Source organism: Caballeronia sp. LZ028 (assembly GCF_031451415.1).
In the GTDB taxonomy this organism is placed as follows: Bacteria; Pseudomonadota; Gammaproteobacteria; order Burkholderiales; family Burkholderiaceae; genus Caballeronia; species Caballeronia zhejiangensis.
On sequence record NZ_JARUXN010000001.1, the window covers coordinates 414,153 to 433,895 of the forward strand.

General features: G+C 63.4%; 19 protein-coding genes and 1 riboswitch. Of the genes, 6 read left to right on the forward strand and 13 right to left on the reverse strand.

The window, feature by feature from the left end; genetic code table 11:
• Positions 1–97: 97 nt before the first annotated feature.
• Positions 98–273: riboswitch (yybP-ykoY riboswitch) on the forward strand.
• An 88-nt stretch (positions 274–361) separates the two neighbouring features.
• Positions 362–1,372 carry a sodium:calcium antiporter gene (locus QCE58_RS01955; RefSeq protein ID WP_034470401.1) on the forward strand — a complete coding sequence of 337 codons (1,011 nt, stop codon included), beginning with the start codon at positions 362–364 and terminating at the stop codon, positions 1,370–1,372.
• 144 nt (positions 1,373–1,516) lie between these two features.
• On the opposite strand, the gene QCE58_RS01960 is transcribed toward QCE58_RS01955, so the two are convergent.
• From QCE58_RS01960 to QCE58_RS01990, 7 genes are all read right to left on the reverse strand, one after another.
• The gene (locus QCE58_RS01960; RefSeq protein WP_250438855.1) at positions 1,517–2,368 is read right to left on the reverse strand and encodes a hypothetical protein; all 852 of its coding nucleotides are present in this window, start codon (positions 2,366–2,368) and stop codon (positions 1,517–1,519) included.
• Complete coding sequence (locus tag QCE58_RS01965; RefSeq protein ID WP_250433467.1) at positions 2,365–3,486, reverse strand: hypothetical protein; 1,122 nt, start codon at positions 3,484–3,486, stop codon at positions 2,365–2,367. Before QCE58_RS01965 ends, QCE58_RS01960 begins: the two co-directional genes overlap by 4 nt.
• 33 nt (positions 3,487–3,519) lie before the next feature.
• Entirely contained in the window at positions 3,520–4,668 is a 1,149-nt protein-coding gene (vioA, locus tag QCE58_RS01970; protein ID WP_250480222.1) for a dTDP-4-amino-4,6-dideoxy-D-glucose aminotransferase VioA, read from the reverse strand.
• Between the two features lie 2 nt (positions 4,669–4,670).
• Positions 4,671–7,025, reverse strand: coding sequence for a tetratricopeptide repeat protein (locus QCE58_RS01975; RefSeq protein ID WP_250438864.1), 2,355 nt, complete (start codon positions 7,023–7,025; stop codon positions 4,671–4,673).
• Positions 7,026–7,194: 169 nt separating this feature from the next.
• A complete protein-coding gene (locus QCE58_RS01980; protein ID WP_250433483.1) occupies positions 7,195–7,494 on the reverse strand; it encodes a flagellar protein FliT in 300 nt (99 codons plus the stop codon).
• Between the two features lie 18 nt (positions 7,495–7,512).
• Positions 7,513–9,075 (reverse strand): flagellar filament capping protein FliD, encoded by a 1,563-nt coding sequence (fliD, locus tag QCE58_RS01985; protein WP_250433492.1) that lies wholly within the window; start codon positions 9,073–9,075, stop codon positions 7,513–7,515.
• Positions 9,076–9,277: 202 nt separating this feature from the next.
• Positions 9,278–10,438 (reverse strand): flagellin, encoded by a 1,161-nt coding sequence (locus tag QCE58_RS01990; RefSeq protein ID WP_250433509.1) that lies wholly within the window; start codon positions 10,436–10,438, stop codon positions 9,278–9,280.
• A 243-nt stretch (positions 10,439–10,681) separates the two neighbouring features.
• Here QCE58_RS01990 and QCE58_RS01995 point away from each other — a divergent pair, with 243 nt between their 5' ends.
• Together QCE58_RS01995 and rpsU are read left to right on the forward strand one after the other, a co-directional pair.
• Positions 10,682–11,632, forward strand: coding sequence for an aldo/keto reductase (locus QCE58_RS01995; protein ID WP_250433518.1), 951 nt, complete (start codon positions 10,682–10,684; stop codon positions 11,630–11,632).
• 349 nt (positions 11,633–11,981) lie between these two features.
• Positions 11,982–12,194 carry a 30S ribosomal protein S21 gene (gene rpsU / locus QCE58_RS02000; protein WP_008351904.1) on the forward strand — a complete coding sequence of 71 codons (213 nt, stop codon included), beginning with the start codon at positions 11,982–11,984 and terminating at the stop codon, positions 12,192–12,194.
• A gap of 114 nt (positions 12,195–12,308) precedes the next feature.
• On the opposite strand, the gene QCE58_RS02005 is transcribed toward rpsU, so the two are convergent.
• From QCE58_RS02005 to QCE58_RS02015, 3 genes are all read right to left on the reverse strand, one after another.
• On the reverse strand, positions 12,309–12,686 hold the full coding sequence (locus QCE58_RS02005) for a hypothetical protein (protein WP_239294315.1): 378 nt from the start codon (positions 12,684–12,686) through the stop codon (positions 12,309–12,311).
• Between the two features lie 16 nt (positions 12,687–12,702).
• Positions 12,703–13,128 (reverse strand): hypothetical protein, encoded by a 426-nt coding sequence (locus QCE58_RS02010; RefSeq protein WP_175979735.1) that lies wholly within the window; start codon positions 13,126–13,128, stop codon positions 12,703–12,705.
• Positions 13,129–13,590: 462 nt separating this feature from the next.
• The gene (locus QCE58_RS02015) at positions 13,591–14,196 is read right to left on the reverse strand and encodes a DNA-3-methyladenine glycosylase I (RefSeq protein WP_034470421.1); all 606 of its coding nucleotides are present in this window, start codon (positions 14,194–14,196) and stop codon (positions 13,591–13,593) included.
• 114 nt (positions 14,197–14,310) lie between these two features.
• Between QCE58_RS02015 and QCE58_RS02020 the strand changes: the two genes are divergently transcribed.
• Both QCE58_RS02020 and QCE58_RS02025 read left to right on the forward strand, forming a co-directional pair.
• Positions 14,311–15,228: a BadF/BadG/BcrA/BcrD ATPase family protein gene (locus tag QCE58_RS02020; protein ID WP_034470768.1), complete on the forward strand. Its 918-nt coding sequence runs from the start codon at positions 14,311–14,313 to the stop codon at positions 15,226–15,228.
• Between the two features lie 33 nt (positions 15,229–15,261).
• The gene (locus QCE58_RS02025; protein ID WP_008351897.1) at positions 15,262–16,098 is read left to right on the forward strand and encodes a Cof-type HAD-IIB family hydrolase; all 837 of its coding nucleotides are present in this window, start codon (positions 15,262–15,264) and stop codon (positions 16,096–16,098) included.
• Between the two features lie 46 nt (positions 16,099–16,144).
• On the opposite strand, the gene QCE58_RS02030 is transcribed toward QCE58_RS02025, so the two are convergent.
• The 3 genes from QCE58_RS02030 to QCE58_RS02040 form a co-directional block, all read right to left on the reverse strand.
• Positions 16,145–16,432: a hypothetical protein gene (locus QCE58_RS02030; protein ID WP_008351896.1), complete on the reverse strand. Its 288-nt coding sequence runs from the start codon at positions 16,430–16,432 to the stop codon at positions 16,145–16,147.
• A gap of 339 nt (positions 16,433–16,771) precedes the next feature.
• Positions 16,772–17,470: an aquaporin Z gene (aqpZ, locus tag QCE58_RS02035; protein WP_008351895.1), complete on the reverse strand. Its 699-nt coding sequence runs from the start codon at positions 17,468–17,470 to the stop codon at positions 16,772–16,774.
• A gap of 246 nt (positions 17,471–17,716) precedes the next feature.
• The gene (locus QCE58_RS02040; protein WP_250520897.1) at positions 17,717–18,781 is read right to left on the reverse strand and encodes a glycosyltransferase family 4 protein; all 1,065 of its coding nucleotides are present in this window, start codon (positions 18,779–18,781) and stop codon (positions 17,717–17,719) included.
• Between the two features lie 637 nt (positions 18,782–19,418).
• Between QCE58_RS02040 and flhD the strand changes: the two genes are divergently transcribed.
• Complete coding sequence (flhD, locus tag QCE58_RS02045) at positions 19,419–19,742, forward strand: flagellar transcriptional regulator FlhD (protein WP_008351892.1); 324 nt, start codon at positions 19,419–19,421, stop codon at positions 19,740–19,742.
• Position 19,743: the final 1 nt, after the last annotated feature.

The following is a 19,743-nucleotide window of genomic DNA, read 5'->3' on the forward strand; positions in this document are numbered from 1 at the left end:
CGGCGCGGCCAGATTAGCGGATGCATCCGTCGACGACAACGATCCGATCGGCATACGCTTATTCCGCGGGTTGCCGAAACGGGGCGCATCGGGCTAAACTTGCGCCTTCTTTGGGGAGTAGCCTTCCTTCGCGAGCGAAGGAGAACGCGTCAACATCCTCGGCCCTGCTGCCGTGGCGCGTTCGACCGGAACGGTTTGGCGAGACCATCGATGCGCTATGTCGTTCCTGGCCGGACGGCGCGTGGCGCATCGTGGTTCGCTCGACGTCCGGCCGTGGAATCATCGTGTCCCCACAACTACAACATCCCCGTTTCCCGCGCACGCTCGCGCACCCGTCGCATGTTTCGATGCGAGGTGCCGCATGACGATGCTCTTTCTCGAACTCGCGCTGATGCTCGCGATCATCCTGGTCGCGGCGGAGCTATTCACGAATGCGCTCGAACATCTCGGCGAACGGCTCGGCATTTCCGAAGGCGTGACCGGATCGCTGTTCGCGGCGGTCGGCACGGCATTGCCCGAGACGACGGTGCCGATCATCGCGCTGCTCGGCGGCACGACGAGCCGTGCGGTCAACGAAGAGATCGGCGTCGGCGCGATTCTCGGCGCGCCGCTTATGCTCGCGACGCTTTCGACGTGTCTGATGACGTTCGCGATCCTCAAGTCGCGCGGCATGAGCGGGCGCATCGTGCCGGAGCGCAGCGGCTTCGTGCGCGATCTGAACTTCTTTCTGGTCGCGTTTCTCATCGCGTGCGCCGCGATGTTCGTGCCGCATCACGCGTGGCAAGTGCGCGCGTTGTTCGCGGTCGGGCTCGTCGCGCTCTATATCGTTTATGTGATTTCGACGTTCAAGGCTTCGGCGAAGCTCGTCGAGGGCGGACACGGAACGGAAGCGCCCGAGGCCTTGTTCGCTTCGCGTCTCGGTTTGAAAACGTCGCTCGGCACGATCATGCTGCAGTTTTTCTTCGGCATCGTGCTGCTCGTCGGCGGCGCGAAGGGCTTCATTCACGGCGTCGAGGGCGTGTCGCATGCGCTGGGAATTTCGGCGCTGCTGCTGTCGCTCATCATCATTCCGATCGCGACGGAACTGCCCGAGAAAGTGAACAGCATTCTGTGGGCGCGCCGAGGAAAGGACACGCTCGCGTTCGGCAACATCACCGGCGCGATGGTGTTTCAAGGGACGTTGCTGCCGGCCATCGGCATCATGCTGACGCCGTGGGAGCCGCGTATCGAAGTGCTGACGGGCGTGCTCATCACGCTCGCGGCGGCGGCGTGGCTGCGCTTCAATGCGAAGGAGAACGGCGTCGTGCTGTGGGCGCTGCTCGGCAACGGCGTGCTGTACGCGGCCTATCTCGCGTTGACGCTCGGGCGCTGACAAAGCTGCGGCACAAAGAAGAATGCCCGCGCGAGGCGGGCATCGAAGAGCGAAGCAGCGCGCCGAGAAAACCGGCACGTCGTTCTTGTTGTTCTTATAGGGGTTATCGGCACGTGCGCCGATAACTTTAGTGCCGTCCGTCAATTAATCGACGATGTAAATCGCGCGCCGATAAAACTCGCCGATGTGCTGTTCCAGCGCATACGGCGCGAGCGCGTCGGCGAAGAGGCGCAGTTCGGCTTGTCCGTGCTGGCCGTTCAGCGCTTCGATGACGTCCTTGCCGAGATCGGCATAGGCGATCGGCGCGTCGGTCGTCTTCTTCGCGTACGCGAGATCGCGAATGCGCCAGCCGGCGTCCGTCAGCAGCTTCGACACATACGCGAGACGCTCCGCATCGGTCGCGCCCGGCTGCAGCGGATGCGTCTTGTCGCCCCACAGATTGCAGCCGAGCTGGAACACGAGCGAGCGCGACGCCTGACGCAGCTTCTTCAGATAAGCGACCGCATACGCTGGAAAGTCGTGCGCGCCGGTCACATATTCGCGGTCGAAATCCGCGCCCGCGTGATGCAGCACATTCAGATGCAAAAGCACGTCGATGTCCGACAGCTTGTCGAGGCCATCGAAGGGCAGCGCTTCGTGATGCACGTCGACATTGCCGATCGAGAAGGCATCGCCGAGTTCGCGCAGGAACTTCGCGTGTTCGGCGTTCGCTTCGATCGCCGTCACGCGCGCATCGGGATGCGCATGCGCGATCGTGTACGTGAAGAAGCCCGTATTCGCGCCGAAGTCGGCCCAGCGCTCGCCGGCTTGCGGCGCGCGATGCGCGAGAATCCAGTCGAGGCGGTTGCGGTCGCCGCGCCATTGGCTCTGAATGGTCTCCTGATAACCGAGCGTACTCGCGACGAAGTCGGGGATCGTCTGATACCCCGAGTGCTTGGAGACTTCTCCGTAGAGTTGAGCGAGCCGCTCCTTGACTGCGGTGGCGCCAGAGGTCATTTCCATAGTTCCTTGTAAAAGATTCGCCAGCTGTCGCTTGCGAGATAGACGTCGCCGGCCAGGGCGCGCAACGCAGCGCCCGCGAGACGCGCTTCGCTGCCATAGCGATGCACGGTCGTCCGGCGCCGGCGCCATGTGTTCACGATGCCGCCCGTCCACAGATACGTGGCGTGGCGTGCGCGCGAAAGGCGCCGGCCTTGATAAGCGGTTGCATCTTCCGTCGCCCAGTCGCCCACGAAAGCTTCGACGATGCCGCAGTCGTGGTTCAGGCACAGGTCGAGCGGTCCCCACGGACGGGGATTCATTTCGATGAAGTACGCGCCGTCGTCCCCGACGATGCATTCGATCATCGCGAAGCCGAAATAGCCGCATTGCGAAAGCGCCTGCCGCAGCTTCACGCCGATATCGCTCGCATGAAAATCGGCGGTGCGCGCGAGCACGATCGACTTGCCGCCGGGCTGCTGCGCGAGGTTTTCCTGCGACGAGCAGAAGACTTCGCCCGTGCGCGCGAAATAGGCGAGCAGATAAAAGCTGCGTCCCGTCACGAAGTGCTGAAAGAAATAGTGCGACGGATCTTCGCTCGCCTTGAAAGCGGCGAGGTCCGCGTCGCTTTTCACGAGCACCGGATAAAGCACGCGCTTGCCGTCGACGTTGCATTTCGGCTTGGCGACGAAAGGCACCACGGCATCGTCGATGCCCGCGTATTCGGGCGGCGGCGCGATGCCTTCGCGCGCGAAGAACTCGGTGGCGCTCGCCTTGTTCGTGAGCTTCGCGTACAGCGACGGATCGACGAGCGGCACATGCACGCCGTCGATGGATTCCAGCGCTTCCTTGTGATTCAGCAGGAAGGTGTTGAAGAATTCGGAGATCGGCACGAGCGTCACGCGGCGCGCGCCGAACTTCGCCTTCGCCTGCGCGATATAACCGGCGAGCAGCGGGACCGAGAGCGTGTCGTTTTCGCGCACGGCGACCACGAGATCGCGATACGCGCTCGACAGAACCGGATCGGCGGCCGAACGCGCGATCACCGCCGCCTGTTGCCCGAGCTTGCCGATCGCGCGCAGCAGCGCGACGACGGCGCGATCGTTGGTGCCGCTGAAGAGAAGAAACACGTGCATGGGTCGATCCTGCGTGCGCCGGGCTGCCGGGCCTTAGACGTTGGCCGCGCGGATCACGTCCACGACGCGCTCGACGTCGCGGTCCGCGAGCGCCGGATAGATCGGCAGGCACAGCACCTTGCGCGATGCTTCCTGCGCGTTCGGCAGTCGGCTCGGCTGCGCGGAGGGCAGGCCGCGATACATCGGGAAATCCGAAATCAGCGGATAGAAATAGCGGCGGCCGAAAATCTCGTGATCGCGCAGACGCTGATACAGCTCGTCGCGCGTCAGCTTGTAGTCGCTTTGCACGAGCACTGGGAAATACGAGTGGTTCGTCGCGCCGCCCGCAAGACCGGGCAGTGGCACGATGCCGTCGACGTCGGCGAGCAGGGTGCGATACAGCGCGTCGATCTCCTGACGGCGCGCGAGCGCGCGATCGATGTGCTGAAGCTGCAACAGGCCGAATGCCGCATTGATTTCGCTCATCTTGCCGTTGATGCCGGCCGCGACCACGGTCGTCTCGTTGACGAAGCCGAAGTTCTTCAGATGGTCGATGCGCTGCTTCACCTTCGCGTCCGGGCAGACGATCGCGCCGCCCTCGAACGTGTTGAAGACTTTCGTCGCGTGGAAGCTCAGCACCGACAGGTCGCCGTGCGTGAGGATGCTGCCCGCCTCGTTGCGCACGCCGAACGCGTGCGCGGCGTCGTAGATCACCTTCAAGTTGTAGTTGTCGGCGATCGCCTGGATCGCTTCGACGTCGCACGGCTGGCCGTAGCAGTGCACCGGCATGATCGCGGTGGTCTGCGGCGTGATGGCGGCTTCGATCTGACGCGGATCCAGATTCAGCGTGACCGGGTCCACGTCGACGAACACCGGCTTGATGCCGTTCCACAGCAGCGAATGCGCGGTCGCGACGAACGAATACGGCGTGGTGATCACTTCGCCCGTGATGCGCAGCGCCTGCAGCGCGGTGACGAGACCCGTCGTGCCGTTCGAGAACAGCGCGAGGTGCTGCACGCCGAGGTATTCGCACAGCGCCTGTTCGAGCTGCTGATGAAACGGGCCGCCGTTGGTCAGCGTCTTGTTTTCCCAGATCTTCTCGAGATACGGAACGAATTCGTCGAGCGGCGGCAGATGCGGCTGCGTGACGAAGATACGCTCGTCGATGGCGGGCTGCTCGCGAAAGAGAGGAATGGCGCTCATGATCAACCTTGCGTGGTGGCTGCTGAATTCGCTGCGGCGGGCGCGGCGGCGAGGAGTTCGGTATCGAAAGATTCGGCGGGCAGGCCGGCGCACCAGCGCTGCCACATGTGACGAAGCGCGTGGCTCATGCTCGCGGCGATCACGTCCGGACGGAAGCGCGCCGATTCCGAGCAGCGCTCGCGCATGCCGGTGCGCAGGGCCGCGAGCGCATTCAGATCGCTTGCGTACGCGACGCCCTTCGCGACGAATTCATCCGCGTCGCGTGCGATGAACGATTCGAGTCCGACCTGGCTCATCAACGTGCCGCCCGCGCGGCCGGGCATCGTGTCGCCGAGCAGCGTCAGCGTCGGCACGCCCATCCAGAGCGCGTGCAGCGTCGTCGTGCCGCCCGCATACGGGAAGGTGTCGAGACACAGATCGACCTGATGATGCTGCTGCAGATACACCGACACGTTCGAGCGCTTGAGCAGCGCAAGCCGGTCCGCGGCGATGCCTTCTTCGGCGAACCACTTGCCCAGTTCCGCGACGGCGCTGTCGTCGGGCATCGCGCCCATCAGCATCTTCGAATCCGGCACGGCGTGCAGCACGCGCGCCCACAGCGCGATCACCTCGCGGCGCAGCTTCGACACGCGGTTGAAGCTGCCGAACGTGACGTAGCCCTTGTGGAGCGCGGGCAGCAGATTGACCGGCGGCGAATTCGCATCGGGCAGGAACGGCGCCGCCGCCGGCAGGTACGCGATCTTTTCGACGAACTGGTCGTCGATCGGCGAGAAATGCGGCGTGCGGTTCGCGAAGTAATAGTCGATGGCGCTGACGCCGGTCGTCTGCGGATAGCCGATCCACGACGCCTGGACCGGCGCGGGCTTGCGTGCGAAGGCGCGCAGGCGGTTGCGGCCGGTATGGCCCGACAGGTCGATCAGGATATCGATGCCGTCGGCGCGCACTTTCTCGACGAACGCATCGTCCGACAAGCCCGAGACGACGTTCCAGCGTGGCGCGTGGCCGCGCAGGCGCTGCGTCGTCGAATCCTCGCGCGCATGGGTGCTGTAGACGTGAATCTCGATGCCCGGATCCTTCGCGAGCAATGCGAGCACGGGTTCCAGAAACGATGCGACGGCGTGGCGGAACAAGTCGCCGGACACGAGACCGACGCGCAGCGTCTTGTGCGGATCCTTCGCGTTCTCGTGCGCGCGCCACAGGCGGCGCGCCGGATCGCCGTGACGGCGGTCGAATTCGCGATGTTCGTCGAAGAGCGCGACGGGCGTCAGATCGGTACGGTGCGTGAGGCAGAACAGCAGATTGCTGTGCGAAATGAAGTCGATCGGGTTGCACTCGAGCGCCTTGCGGAAGGTGCCTTCGGCGCGCGCGATCTGACCGTCGTCCATCAGCACGACGCCGAGCGCGCCGTGCATGTCGCCGTTTTTCGGCGCGAGCTCGATCGCCCGTTCGCAGGCTTCGATGGCTTCGGCGTGACGGCGCATCGCCGACAGCGACACGCCGAGCACGCGATGCGCTTCCGCGTGATTCGGGTCGCGCGCGATCACCAGACGGCACTGCCGCTCGGCGCCGACGTTGTCGCCATGAACCTGCAGCGCGCTCGCGAACAGCATGCGCGAATGCTGGTCCGCGGGCTCCAGCTCGACCGTGCGGCCGAGCGGCTCGATGGCTTCGACGAAGCGGCCGTGCGAGTACAGCGCCAGGCCGAGCGAACGCTGCGCGCCGACGTGATGCGGATAACGTTCGACGAGCACGCGCGCCAGCTTGATCGCTTCGTCGTGGCGGCCCTTGTTGTAAAGCGACGCGAACTGGTTCAGGTCCTGCGGCGTGGGATTGCCGCGCTTGCCGGCGGTCGATTGCGACGCGTCGTCCGCGCTGCCATCGACGGTCTTCGGCGCGAGGCGCGCGAGCTGCGAGGCCTCGGCGAGCACGGCCGCCGCGTAGCCATTCGGGTGCGACAGGCGCTCGATCAGGCCGTCCATCGCCGGACCGCGCGCGCCGCGCTGCTGCGCCATTTCAACCGCGAACCAGGCAGCCTGCGTCTGATTGGTGCGCGCGAGCGCGTCGATGTACGAGACCCAGTACTGGCCGTTGTCCGGACGCAGGCCGAGCACGGATTCGAACAGCGGCACCGCGTCGTCCGGACGTTGCGTCTGGATAAAGAGAACCGCGAGGTTGTACAGCACGTCCGCGTGATCCGGCTTGTGATCGAGAATCGCGCGATAGAGCGCTTCGGCGTCGGCATGATTGCCGGCGTGATGATTCTCCAGCGCCGACTGCATGACGGTCGCGATGTCCTGCTCGAACTGTTGCTCCGGCGTCAGCGTCGTGGCGTCCGGAACCTGTAGGGAAATGCTCATGATCTTCGGCGTGCTCCTTGCGATTGAACTGATTATCCAAGCGAGGCCGCCAAACCGAAGCGCGGAGATGAGCGGGAAAGCCGCCGTAATTCGGGGGATCGCCAGCGGGCGAAAAAATGCCCGCGTGAAGCGGGCATCGGGGGAAAACTGAAGCGAAAGCGCGGTGTTTCTAGAACCGCGCGCCTTGCTGGTAGCGGTTGACGGCGTTCACGCGCTTCATCGCCGCGTGATATTCGGCGGCGAGACCGGTGCGGGTCGCGCTCGCGTCCGCGAGCACGGCAGCGTCGATACCCTGGATTTCGCGGATTTTCGCGAGCGCCTGCGGGCTCTGCTCGCGCGTCAGCGCCTGCAAAAGCGGCGTGCGCGCGGCATCGAGCTCCGCTGCGCGCGGCCAGTCCGCGAGCGTGGCCGCCGTTTCCATGTCTTTCGTCAGTGCGAACAGTTGTTCGACGAGAGCGTCCTGGTTCATCGTGCCGGTTCTCCGCTTTTAGGACTTGTTGGTCGCCATCGCGCCCGCGCTGTTCGTGCCGCCGAAGAGCGCCGTCAGATATTGCGTGTTCTGGTTCATGCTCGCCATCAGCGTATTGAGCGCCGTGAACTGCGCGTTGTAGTCCGACGTGAGCTGCGCGGCGTAGTTGGTCAGCGTCGTCTGCTGCGTCGAGATGTTGGCGAGATCCTTGTTGATCGAATCCGTCTCGGACGTGAGCAGGCCGCCCGTGCTGAGATAGCTCGAAATCTTGTCGGTCAGCTGCGCGCCGACGCCGTTGATCGCGTTGAAAAGCTGCGACACGCCGGTTGCGTTGTTCGTCAGCGCGTCGGTGAGCTTGTCGCTGTCGATGGTCAGCGTGCCGGCCGGCTGCTCCGCGGTCGCATCGAGCGACGAAACCTGGCTGATGCCGAGCGACGCCAGCGAGATCGAGCCGCTGCCCTTGCCGACCGCGCTGCCGATGATCGCCGAAAGCTGATTCTTGATCGTGTTGACCGCCGAGTTGCCGAGCAGCACGCCGCCCTGCGAGCCCGCGGACGCGCTGCTGTTGAACGACGTATAAGAGTTGATCGTCGAGACGACCGTGTTGTAGAGGCTGACGAAGTTCGAAATCGCGCTCGAAATCGACGACGTGTCCTGCGAGATCGTGACCGTCTGCGTGCTCGCCGGGGTCGTCACCGCCGCCGCCGTCAGGTTCAGCGTCACGCCCTTGATCGCGCTCGTGACCGTGTTGCTCGAACTCGTGCCCGCGACGCCGCCGACCTTGTACATCGCGTCCTGCGCGGTCGCGCTTTGCGACCAGCCGTTGGTGACGGAATCGTCGGAAATCGTGGACGCCGCGCCGTTTGCGCCGGCCGTCGACGAGACCCCGAGCTTGTTCAGGTCGCTGCCGCTGGCCGCGCCGGTGATCGTGGTCGAGATGACGTTCGACGCGCCCGTCGTCGTGGAGTTGAGCACCAGATGCTGGCCGTCCGTGCCGGTCACGATCGTCGCGCTCACGCCCGGATTGCCGGACGCGTTGTTGATCGCGGCGGCGATGCCCGAAAGCGTGTTGTTGCTGCTCGTGATGTTGATCGACATCGACTTGGAGCCGACGCTGATCTGCATCGTGCCGGTGCCGAGCTTTTCGTCCGTCGCGAAGCCGGTCGACGTCAGCGATTGCGCCTTCGCGATCTGCGAGACCGTCACGTCGTAGCTGCCCGCCACGGCGCCGGCGGCGCCCGATGCGGTGATGCCGGTGCCCGTCACGTTGGTCGTGAAGGTCGACATCAGCGAGCCGTCGGTCAGGCTCGTCATCGTGGTTTGCAGCGTCGAGAGCGCCGACGACAGCGTGCCGATCGCCGAGAGCTTCGTGTTGTCGTTCGATTGCGCGGCGGCGAGCGATGCGCTCTGGCCGGCCGTTTTCGCGTTGACCATCGCGGTGACGAGCGCGTTGACGTCCATCGACGAGTTGCCCGTCGCGCCGCTGATGATGGATTGCGCTGCTTCGGCAAGCGCCGCGTTCGCGGACGCCTGGGTCTGCGCGGCGGTCGCCGCCGTGGTGGCCGTACTGATCGTGGACATCGGGTAACTCCGTGTATCGCGCTGTCGCCTGATTGCGCGTGATCGCAGTCAACTGCTCGTTGCGGGAAACAAACTCTTGCGTGTGCGCTCGTGGGCGCGGGCGCACACGCAAGAGATCGAAACGTGGTTTCGTCGCCGGGACGGCCCGACGCCGGATCTTCGGGATGAAGATCCGGCGTCGGGTGCTACCTTGGCGTACCGCTTAGCCGAGGAGCTTCAGAACTTGCTGCGGCAGGGAGTTCGCTTGCGCGAGCACCGAGATACCAGCCTGTTGCAGCACTTGAGCCTTGCTGAGGTTCGCCGTTTCCTGCGCGAAGTTCGCGTCGGTGATCTGCGACTGAGCCGACGACAGGTCGGTCGATTCAGCTTGCTGCGACGAAGCGATTGCGCTCAGACGGTTCTGGGCTGCACCCAGCGTTGCCTGCACGTTGTTCAGCGTCTGCAGTGCGTTGTCGATCGAGACCAGCGCGACGTTGGCGCCCGTCGTGGTGCTGATGTCGAGGTTCGCGACCGTGTCCGGCTTGTTGATCTTGTTGATCGACGCGTTGAGGGTGGTGATCGCGGAGCTCACGGATGCGCCCATCGAACCGGCAATGCTCGTGCTGAACGTCAGCGTGTTTTCGTGCGGTGCTGCAGCCGTGCCCGTGCCTGCGGTGCCCGAGCCGAAGATGGCCGTGACGGCCGTCGAGCTCAGCGCGACGTTGTTCTGGTCGGTGAACGAGAAGCCGCCCTTGCCGTCCGACAGCACGTTGATCGAGGTGATCGTCGCGCCGGAAGAGGCGTAGGCGCCGCTCGACGACAGCGACAGGTTCGAGAACGTGCCGAGCGTGTTGCCCTTCTGCACCATGCCGCCGCCGAGCGAGTTCGCGCCCATGTCTTGGCTCAGGTCCAGATTGATCGTCTGACCGACGTTCGCGCCGACCTGGAAGCTCAGGCTGCCAGCCGAACCGTCAAGAATGTTGCGGCCGTTGTACGTCGTTTGCGACGCGATACGGTTCACTTCGGCGATCTGCTGCGAAACTTCCTTCTGCAGCGAAGCCTGGTCGCTCGACGAGAGCGAGCCGCTAGCGGCTTGCACGGCCAGCGTACGGATACGCTGCAGGCTGGAGGTCATCGACGAAAGCGCGCTCGAAGCCGTCTGGGCAATCGACACACCGTCGTTCGCATTCGAAACGCCCTGGTTCAGGCCGTTGATCTGCGTTTGCATCCGGTTCGAGATCGCGAGACCTGCTGCGTCGTCAGCAGCGCTGTTGATGCGCTTGCCCGACGAGAGGCGGGTGATCGCCGAAGACAGCGCGCTTTGCGTGCCGTTGAGGTTCTGCTGTGCAACCAGCGAGTTGATGTTGCTGTTGATACCGATCATTTTGTTCTCTCCTGGGAGACTGTATCTGGCTTTGGCTAAAGCACCGAGTAAGTTGCCTGGCGGTCCTGCGCTCGGTGATAGCCGGCCGCCTACTTGTGGTTATCGGGCCCCTCGAAAAAAACTTAAGGCCCGCGCAAACGATTTGTGTAACGAATTCTGTTGCGAGGCCGCGAAGCCTTGCCCGGCAAGGCGCCGATTTCGCGCGTATGCTTTTTGGTCCCTCACGACGCATTCGGAGCGCACATGCAGACACGCAATATCGGCACATCGGAACTGAAAGTTGCGCCGCTCGTCTTCGGCGGCAACGTGTTCGGCTGGACTGCCAACGAGCGCACGTCGTTCTCGATCCTCGACGCGTTCGTCGACCACGGCCTGAATTTCATCGATACAGCCGACGTCTATTCCGCCTGGGTCGACGGGCATCAGGGCGGCGAATCGGAGACGATCATCGGCAAGTGGTTCAGGGAAAGCGGCAAGCGCCACCAGGTCGTGCTCGCGACGAAAGTCGGCAAGCTGTCCACGCGCGCCGGGCTCTCGGCGGCGAACATCGCGGCGGCCGTCGACGATTCGCTGCGGCGTCTCAAGACCGATTACATCGACGTCTATTTCTCCCATTACGACGACGAAACCACGCCGCTCGACGAAACCCTCGACGCGTATCAGACGCTCATCAAGGCGGGGAAGGTGCGGGTGATCGGCGCGTCGAACTACACGGGCGAGCGGCTAGAAGAGGCGTTGAAAGTCGCGAAGGATTCGGGCTTGCCGGCGTATCAGATTCTGCAACCCGAATACAACCTCTACGACCGCGAGGGCTACGAGACCGGTCTCGAACCGGTGGCAGAACAGCACAAGATCGCCGTCGTGCCGTATTACGCGCTCGCGAGCGGCTTTCTGTCGGGCAAATATCGGTCGAAGGCGGACACGCAGCACAAGGCGCGCGGCTCGCGCGTCGAAAAGTATCTGACGCCGCGCGGCCTCGAGATTCTCGACGCGCTCGACGAAGTCGCGAAACGCAACGACACGACGCCCGCGACGGTCGCGCTCGCGTGGATGATCGCGCGCCCGAGCGTGACGGCGCCGATCGCCAGCGCCACGTCGGTCGCGCAACTGGAGAGCTTGGCCGCCGCGACGCGCCTGCAACTCGCAGCCGACGATATCCATCTGCTCGACGAAGCCAGCGCGTGGCAGAAATAGTTCTGTTGCATCAATGAGTTGGCCGGCGCGCGGGAGTTGGCAATGGCGCGGTGTTCTGGTAACATCGCGCCCGAATCGAGAAATGTGCCCGATTTCCTGCCTTCGCCGCTGAAAATGACAACGTCAACCAACAGCGGCGAACGGCTCTGAAACGCGCCTTCGTGTGGTTCTTTCGAAAGCGCCTGCCGCTTCCGCGGCTGAATCTCAACGCTCTCTTTTCCGGCCTCCGTGGCCGCTTTGCTCGTGTCCGTCGCGCCGTTCTCACGTCCGGCGGACGATCGGAGTGCCGGGGCGCGGCAACTCGCAGTCGTCGCGCGCTTGAAAATACGTTTAGCAAACCAGGATTTACATGACCACTATCGTCCTCAAAGAAAACGAGCCGTTCGATGTCGCGATTCGGCGTTTCCGCCGCACCATCGAGCGCAATGGCCTGATCGCCGAACTGCGCGAGCGCCAGTCGTACGAAAAGCCGACCACCGAGCGCAAGCGCAAGAAGGCCGCCGCTGTCGCGCGTCTGCGCAAGCGCCTGCGCAGCCAGATGCTGCCGAAGAAGATGCACTAAGCGTCTTGTTCGGGCGAGGGTTTTCGGATCCTCGCGCCGAACGGCAAAACGGCGGTGCGACCCGTAAGGGCGCACCGCCGTTTTCGTTTCTATTGCCTTTTTTAGCGAGGGCGTTCAGACGAACGCGTGACGCCTGCCAAGCGCCGCGAGCAACGCCGGCCACTCTTCGATTTCGGCGTAGTCGTGAACTTCCTCCAGCTCGATCAGCAGATCGATGATGTTCGGATCGTAGGCATTCACGTTCGATGCGTAGAGCGCCCGCAGCAGACCGCCGTCCCGCGCATGCCGATAGTAGGAAATGCCGACGCCTTCCAGCTCCGGCTCGTACACATCGTCGCGCACGAGCGACCCGATCGCGCACTTGCGGCCTTCCGGACTGCGAAGCCTGCACGAACCGTTGTCGTCTTCCGAGACCGCGCGCTGCGTCAGCAAGTGCTCGCTGACGCGCTCGTAAATGTCCTTCGGGCTCAACATCGTAATAGGGCTCAACATCACAGCACCTGCAATATCACGCGGCCGTTTTAAGAAGTTCGGCTGACAACCCGAACTGACGCGCGATCGACGTCAAACGCTCGCGCCATTCCCATTTGCCGAAGACGTCATGCACGTTCTGCAGGCACGACAGCAGCTCGACGGTGTTGGGATCGAACACGTTGATGCGCGAACGGAGCAGCGCGCGCTTCAGCGCCACGACGCCGACATCCATGTACGCCGGCACCTGCTCGGGCGGCTTCGCGATGAAGCGAATGGGCACGCCTTCCATCGCGGTGACATAGTCGCGCGGCTTGATGAAGCTCCCGACAGGGCAGCCGCCGCAGTATCCGCGATAGGCACCGCCGCCCCGCGGCAGCAAAGCCGCTTGCCCTTGTCCGAAAAGATGCTGGACTGCGCTGTTGAAAATCTCCTGATGCGTCAGGAAGTTCAAGCTTTTCATGATCTTCTCCCCTGCGCCCCTGCGCAGCGGCCATACGTTTAAGTATTCGAGAACCTGCACCTGCTTACCGAAAGCGGCAGCGTCGTTGCAAATATGGCGCAACAGAATCGACGCTCGCCGCCCGGCCTCTGCTCCGAGCACGGCGGTTTTCCCGGCCTGGGCGTGTGGTCTGACTGCGCCCTGTGTGCTCGCGTCGGATTTCTACACTCAGTGACGATCCGTACACCGTCAGTTATAACGGTTCGGAACGGTAAAAAGGTGCGCCAGCGCACGCGAGGAAGCCATTTTTACACGGCTCGTACGTTCGTGCAGTGCGGAAAACCCGGCCAAAAGCCTTTGAGTTCGGGCAATTGCGCGTGCTTCACTGCAAAAAAACCGTCATCTATAAGGATTTACCCTAGATCGCGTAAATTACGCTATACGATGTTGTCAAAAGGCAAAATTTTTCCGCATAGGAATCGATCAAAGCGGGGTTTTTGCAACGGTCTTCCGTTTTGTCTTAGGTTTTTCTCGCGACATGCAACCCACGGCGTGATCGTTGACCATGCCGGTGGCCTGCATGAACGCGTAGCAAATGGTCGTGCCGACGAACTTGCAGCCGTATTTCTTGAGCGCCTTGCTGAGCGCGTCCGATTCCGGCGTGGACGCGGGCGTGGGATTTTTCGCATCGCGCGGCGTGTCGATCGTTTTGCCGTCGACGAACGACCAGACGAAATCCGCGAACGAGCCGTGCTCCTGCTGGATCTGCTTCACGGCGCGTGCATTGAGCACCGCCGATTCGATCTTCGCCCGGTTACGCACGATGCGCGCGTCCTGCACGATCCGCTCGACGTCCTTCTCGGTGAAGCGCGCCACCTTGTCGATGTCGAAGCCCGCGAAGAGCGCGCGATAGCCCTCGCGCTTGTTGAGGATCGTCGACCAGGAAAGGCCCGCCTGCGCGCCTTCCAGCACCAGCATTTCGAACAGATGCCGGTCGTCGTGCGACGGCACGCCCCATTCGCCGTCGTGATATTCGATCATCGCGTCGGTCGTGGCCCAGGCGCAGCGGGTGTGTTCGGCGTCTGCCATTGCGAGTCCTCATCATTATTTTGAATCGCGTCAGCATAGCGGATCGCCCGTATCGCGCCATCTATGCCATTCGGCCAATTGGCGCGCGTCGCGGCCGCCGGTAAGCTTGCGCCCATGACTACATCTTCGACTTCGGCATTTGACGGCTTCCTGCTCGGCATCGACGGCGGCGGGAGCGGCACACGCGTGATTCTCGCCGACGCGCACGGCAACGAACTGGCGCGCGCGAGCGGCGGACCTTCGGGGCTCGGGCTCGGGGTGGCGCGCGCGTGGCAATCGATCGGCGACGCGTGCGCGCGCGCATTCGAGGCCGCCGCGCTGCCGTTCGACTGGCGCAACTGCGCACTCGGCTGCGGCCTGGCGGGCGTCAACAACGCGGACTGGCTCACCGCGTTTCTCGGCGCGGCGCCGGACGTGCGCGCGTTGAGCGTGGAAAGCGACGCCTATACGACCGTGCTCGGCGCGCACGGCGGGGAATCCGGCGTGATCGTCGCGCTCGGCACGGGCAGCATCGCGGCGTCGCTGGACGAATCGGGCGTTTGCCGAATCGCGGGCGGCTACGGCTTTCCGAGCGGCGATGAAGCCAGCGGCGCGTGGCTCGGCCTGCGCGCGGTGGTGCATCTGCAGCGCGTGCTCGACGGCCGCGCGCCCGAAGATGGCTGGTCGCGCGCGATGCTCGCCCACACTGGCGCGACGGATCGCGACAGTCTCGTCGTCTGGCTGTGCGCCGCGAATCAAACCGCTTATGCGACGCTTGCGCCCACCGTGTTCGAGTTCCGCGACCATCCCGAGGCCGCGCGTCTGCTGGATCAGGCGGGGCAGGAAATCGCGAAATTCGTCGCGGCGCTCGATTCCGCCGGCGTGCTGCCCGTCGCGCTGTGCGGCGGGCTGGCCGCGCCTTACGAGCCATTCGTGCCGGCCATGTTGCGCGAACGCATGCGTGCGCCACGCGCCGATTCCGCAGCGGGCGCGCTCGAACTGGCGCGACGCGCGGCGTCCGCTTTCGCGGCTGCGGACGGTGCGGCGCGATAAAATACCGACCTTCGCGGCACCACAAAGGCAGTCATGTATTCGGTTATCGCTACTGATCTCGACGGTACGCTTCTCAACAGCGACCACCAGCTCGATCCCTTCACCGCCGAAACCGTGCGCGCGCTCGCGGCGCGCGGCGTGCCTATTGTCATCGCGACGGGCCGGCATTATCGCGACGTCGCCGGCATTCGCGATGTGCTCGGCGTCGACGCGTATCTCATCACGTCCAACGGCGCGCGCGTGCATACGCCGGCCGACGAGCGCATTTATTCGCGCGACCTCGAGCCCGCCGCCGTGCGCCGCCTCGTGCAGCCCGAGATCGCGGGCAGCGAGCGCGTCATCGTCAATCTTTTTGCCGACGACGCCTGGCTCATCGACCGTCACGCGCCCGAGTTGCTGGTCTTCCACCAGGATTCCGGCTTCAAGTACGAAGTGATGGATCTGCGCGAGCATGATGGCGAGAACATCGCGAAAGTGCTGTATATCGGCGATCCGGCCGATCTGAAGGTGACCGCCGCGAACCTCGAACGGGAGTTCGGCGATTCGCTCTACGTCACGTATTCGCTGCCGGACTGTCTGGAAGTGATGACGTCGGACGTATCGAAAGGGCGCGCGCTGCGTTTCGTGCTGGAGCGGCTCGATGTCGATACCGCGCAGTGCGTCGCGTTCGGCGACAACATGAACGATATCGATCTGCTCGAAACCGCCGGGCATCCGTTCATGATGAACAACGCGAACCCCGATCTGATCAAGCGCCTGCCGAACGTGCCGCGTATTGGGTACAACTTCGAGGCGGGCGTCGCGCATCAGCTGCGCAAGCTGTTCGACATTCGCGACGAACTCGCGTCGCCGGGACAGACGCCCGACTGATATCCGTCATGGCGGGCCGCGGACCTCGATCCGCGGCCGGTCCCGCTTATCCGCGATGGCCCCAGTTGTTGCCGTAGCCGCCGTGGTTCCAGCCCGCGCGGTCGTATCGGCCATAGTCGCGATGATCGCGGCCATACCAGCGCGGCGCTTCGTGACGATAGTACGGCGCGCGATACGCCGGAACCGCCGGACGCACGTACACCGGAGCCGGCGCCACATAAGCCGGCGCGCCGAGCGAGACGCCGATGTGCAGATCGCTGTGAGCCTGAGCCGCGCCGACAGCACCGATAGCAAGACCAGTCGCGACAAGCATGTGGGTGACGATGCGCTTCATTGTGTTTCTCCTTTAAGGCGACGTGTGTCGCATGGGTCCAATTTAAGCGCCCGCCGTCTTACATGCTTCGAGGACTTGTTACCGTGTGCAAGGACGGCGTAAGGGAGTTCGCAAGCGCGGCGGCGCCGTCGACATCGCTGGAAGCCTTATCCTTCAAGCCCTCGGCGGCGCGCGAAATGATCCTTGACATCGCGTGACGGAAATTCATAAGCAGGCTGCGTAATTCGGCATTACATTTGTCGCGCGCGTTTAATCTTTCGTATGCGCGCTGTGGCGCAAAAACAAAAACGGGCGCATTTCGCGCCCGTTTTGCTTGCCGCCGTTTGCTGCCGCCGTGACTTACTTCTGACGCGTCAGCAACGGATAAAGCACGCCCGCGAGAATCGCGCCGACGATCGGCGCAATCCAGAACAGCCACAGCTGATCGAGCGCCCAGCCGCCGACGAAGAACGCCTGGCTCGACGAGCGCGCCGGATTCACCGACGTATTCGTGACCGGAATCGAGATCAGATGGATGAGCGTCAGGCACAGGCCGATGGCAAGCGGCGCGAAGCCTTTCGGCGCGCGCTCGTCGGTGGCGCCGAGGATCACGAAGAGGAAGAAGAACGTCATCGCGATTTCGGCGATGAGCGCGGCGGCCATCGAGAAATGCCCCGGCGAGTGCTCGCCGAAACCGTTCGCGGCGAATGCGCTCGACGCGAAGTCGAAGCTCGGATTGCCCGTGGCGATCAGATAGATTACCCACGCGCCGAGCGTCGCGCCGATCACTTGCGCCGCGATGTACGGCACGAGATCGCGCACCGGAAAGCGGCCCGCCGTCGCGAGCCCGATGCTCACGGCCGGGTTCAGGTGGCAGCCCGAGACGTGGCCGATGGCGTAGGCCATCGTCAGGACGGTGAGACCGAACGCCAGCGAAACGCCGGCGAATCCGATGCCGAGTTCAGGAAATGCCGCGGCGAGCACGGCGCTTCCGCAGCCGCCCAGCACGAGCCAGAAAGTACCGAAAATTTCAGCGCCGAGACGCTTCGACAAATGCATGATTCTGCCTTCGTGAAAAAGATGAAAAGCCGTTGATTTCAAACAAGAACGCGTGACGCGCTTTTGCGCAGCGCAGTTTAAGCGCGGTGTCTTTGGCGAACTGTCAAAAATGGTCGATCGGCTCTCAATTCACGGGCATTGCACCGAAACTTCGGATCATTCCTTAGCGAATGTCTTAACAAGCGCGCAAAAAAATGCCGCCCGGCAAGCGGGCGGCAGTTCCAGCAAATCTGGTCAGGAAGGCAATCAGCCCACCGCGACCTGACGCAACACCGGGCGCTTCGCGGCCTGAAGCATCGCCGTGTAGCTTTCGACGTAGTTCTGCGCCATCGTCTGCGCGCTGAAGCGGCGCTCGAACTGCGCGCGGATTTCCGTGCGCGACAGCTCGTCGAGACGTTGCAGCGCGCCGACCGCGCCTTGCACGTCCTCGCAGATGAAGCCCGTCACGCCGTGGTCGATGACTTCCGGCACCGAACCGCGATTGAACGCGATCACCGGCGTGCCGCAGGCCATCGCCTCGATCATCACGAGGCCGAACGGCTCGTTCCAATCGATCGGGAAGAGCAGCGCCTTCGCGCCCGACAGAAATTCCGGCTTCTGCGCTTCATTGATCTCGCCGATGAACTCGACGTGCGCCTGCGAAAGCAGCGGTTCGATCGTCGACTTGAAGTATTCCTGGTCGACCTTGTCCACCTTGGCGGCGATCTTCAGCGGCAGACCGCTCTGGGCCGCGATCTTGATTGCGAGATCGGCGCGCTTTTCCGGGCAGATGCGGCCCAGGAACGCGAGATATTCCGGCTTCTTGTGCGTCTGCGGCGTCAGCAACTGGCTCGGCAGACCGTGATAAACGGTGTTCAGCCAGTTCGCCTGCGGCAGCGGCCCGCGCTGATTATCCGAGATCGAAATGACGTTCGCCTTCGTGAACGTGTTGAAAATCGGCTGCAGTTCCGGCAGATCGAGCCGGCCGTGCAGCGTCGTCACGAACGGCGTGTCCATCTGCGTGAACAGCGGGAACGGCATGTAATCGAGGTGGAAGTGCAGCACGTCGAACTCGTGCGCGCGCTGGCGGACGGTTTCGAGCAGCAGCATGTGCGGCGCGAGCGCGTCGCGCACGGTCGGATCGAGACGCAACGCACGCGGCCACACGGGTTCGAGCGTCGCCTTGGTTTGCGAATCGCCGCTGGCAAACAACGTTACATCGTGGCCGAGTTCGACGAGCGCATCCGTCAGATAAGACACGACGCGCTCAGTGCCGCCGTAAAACTTCGGAGGAACTGCTTCGTGCAACGGTGCAATTTGTGCGATTCGCATAACGTGACTCTCCATTTAGGTAAGGCATTGCAGTCACGCTCCGGTCGAGCGCTCAACGCATGCCATTCGGGCGGGCCGCGTGTGGTTGGACGCCGCCCGAGACAGGCCCGGAGATGAAAAAACATCGCGACCGGGTTATCCCTTACCGATCATTATCGGGATCGAGACCGGCATTTCACTTCATTTTTCAATCGCTTATCGTTGTTACAGCGCGATACATGTGCTGTTACGAAGTCAGAAATTGCATCGATGGCGGCGATGAGGGCGGATTTGAAGCGTCGGACGCGCCGGGCGGCATGAATCAGCAATTCACGGTCCTGCGGCCTGAAAGGCGCGACAGCGCGCGCCCGTCTTAAAAAAACGGGGCGCGGCTATTAAGTCAGACGAATACGTGCCGATAACGCATGTCTGCCGAGCGGCATCGAAGCGGCCGGCTTGTAAGAAATTTTCCTACACGATTCTTCGCGAAACTCCGTCGCAGCGTCGGATGCTTTGTCCGACAGGCGCGGCGGCGGGCATCGGCGACAATCGAATCGACAACAGACAACACGCGCGGGGCCGCATTCGCGTTTCTTTGCGAATTCGAGCAAACGTTCCCGCTGGGCCTGACCAGCCACGTTTCGATTCGGGGAAAAAGATGACGACCAGCACTACGAGTACGCTCGCGGAAATCCGCGAGGTGAACCTGTCGTACTTGCTCCTCGCTCAGCGGCTTCTTCAGGAAGACCGCATCTCGGCGATGTATCGCCTGGGCCTTTCGGAGCAGGTTGCGCAAGTTCTGGCTTCGCTGACGCTCGCGCAGGCAGTGAAAGTGGCGTCGTCGAGCCATTTGCTGTGCCGCTTTCGTTTCGATGACCACGCGATCCTTTCGTCGCTCGCCGACAAGGACCGCAGCGCGGCGCTCGCGCACGCCCACGCGGCGATTGTGCTGGCGGACAGTCCCGTCGAGCAGATCGGCTGAC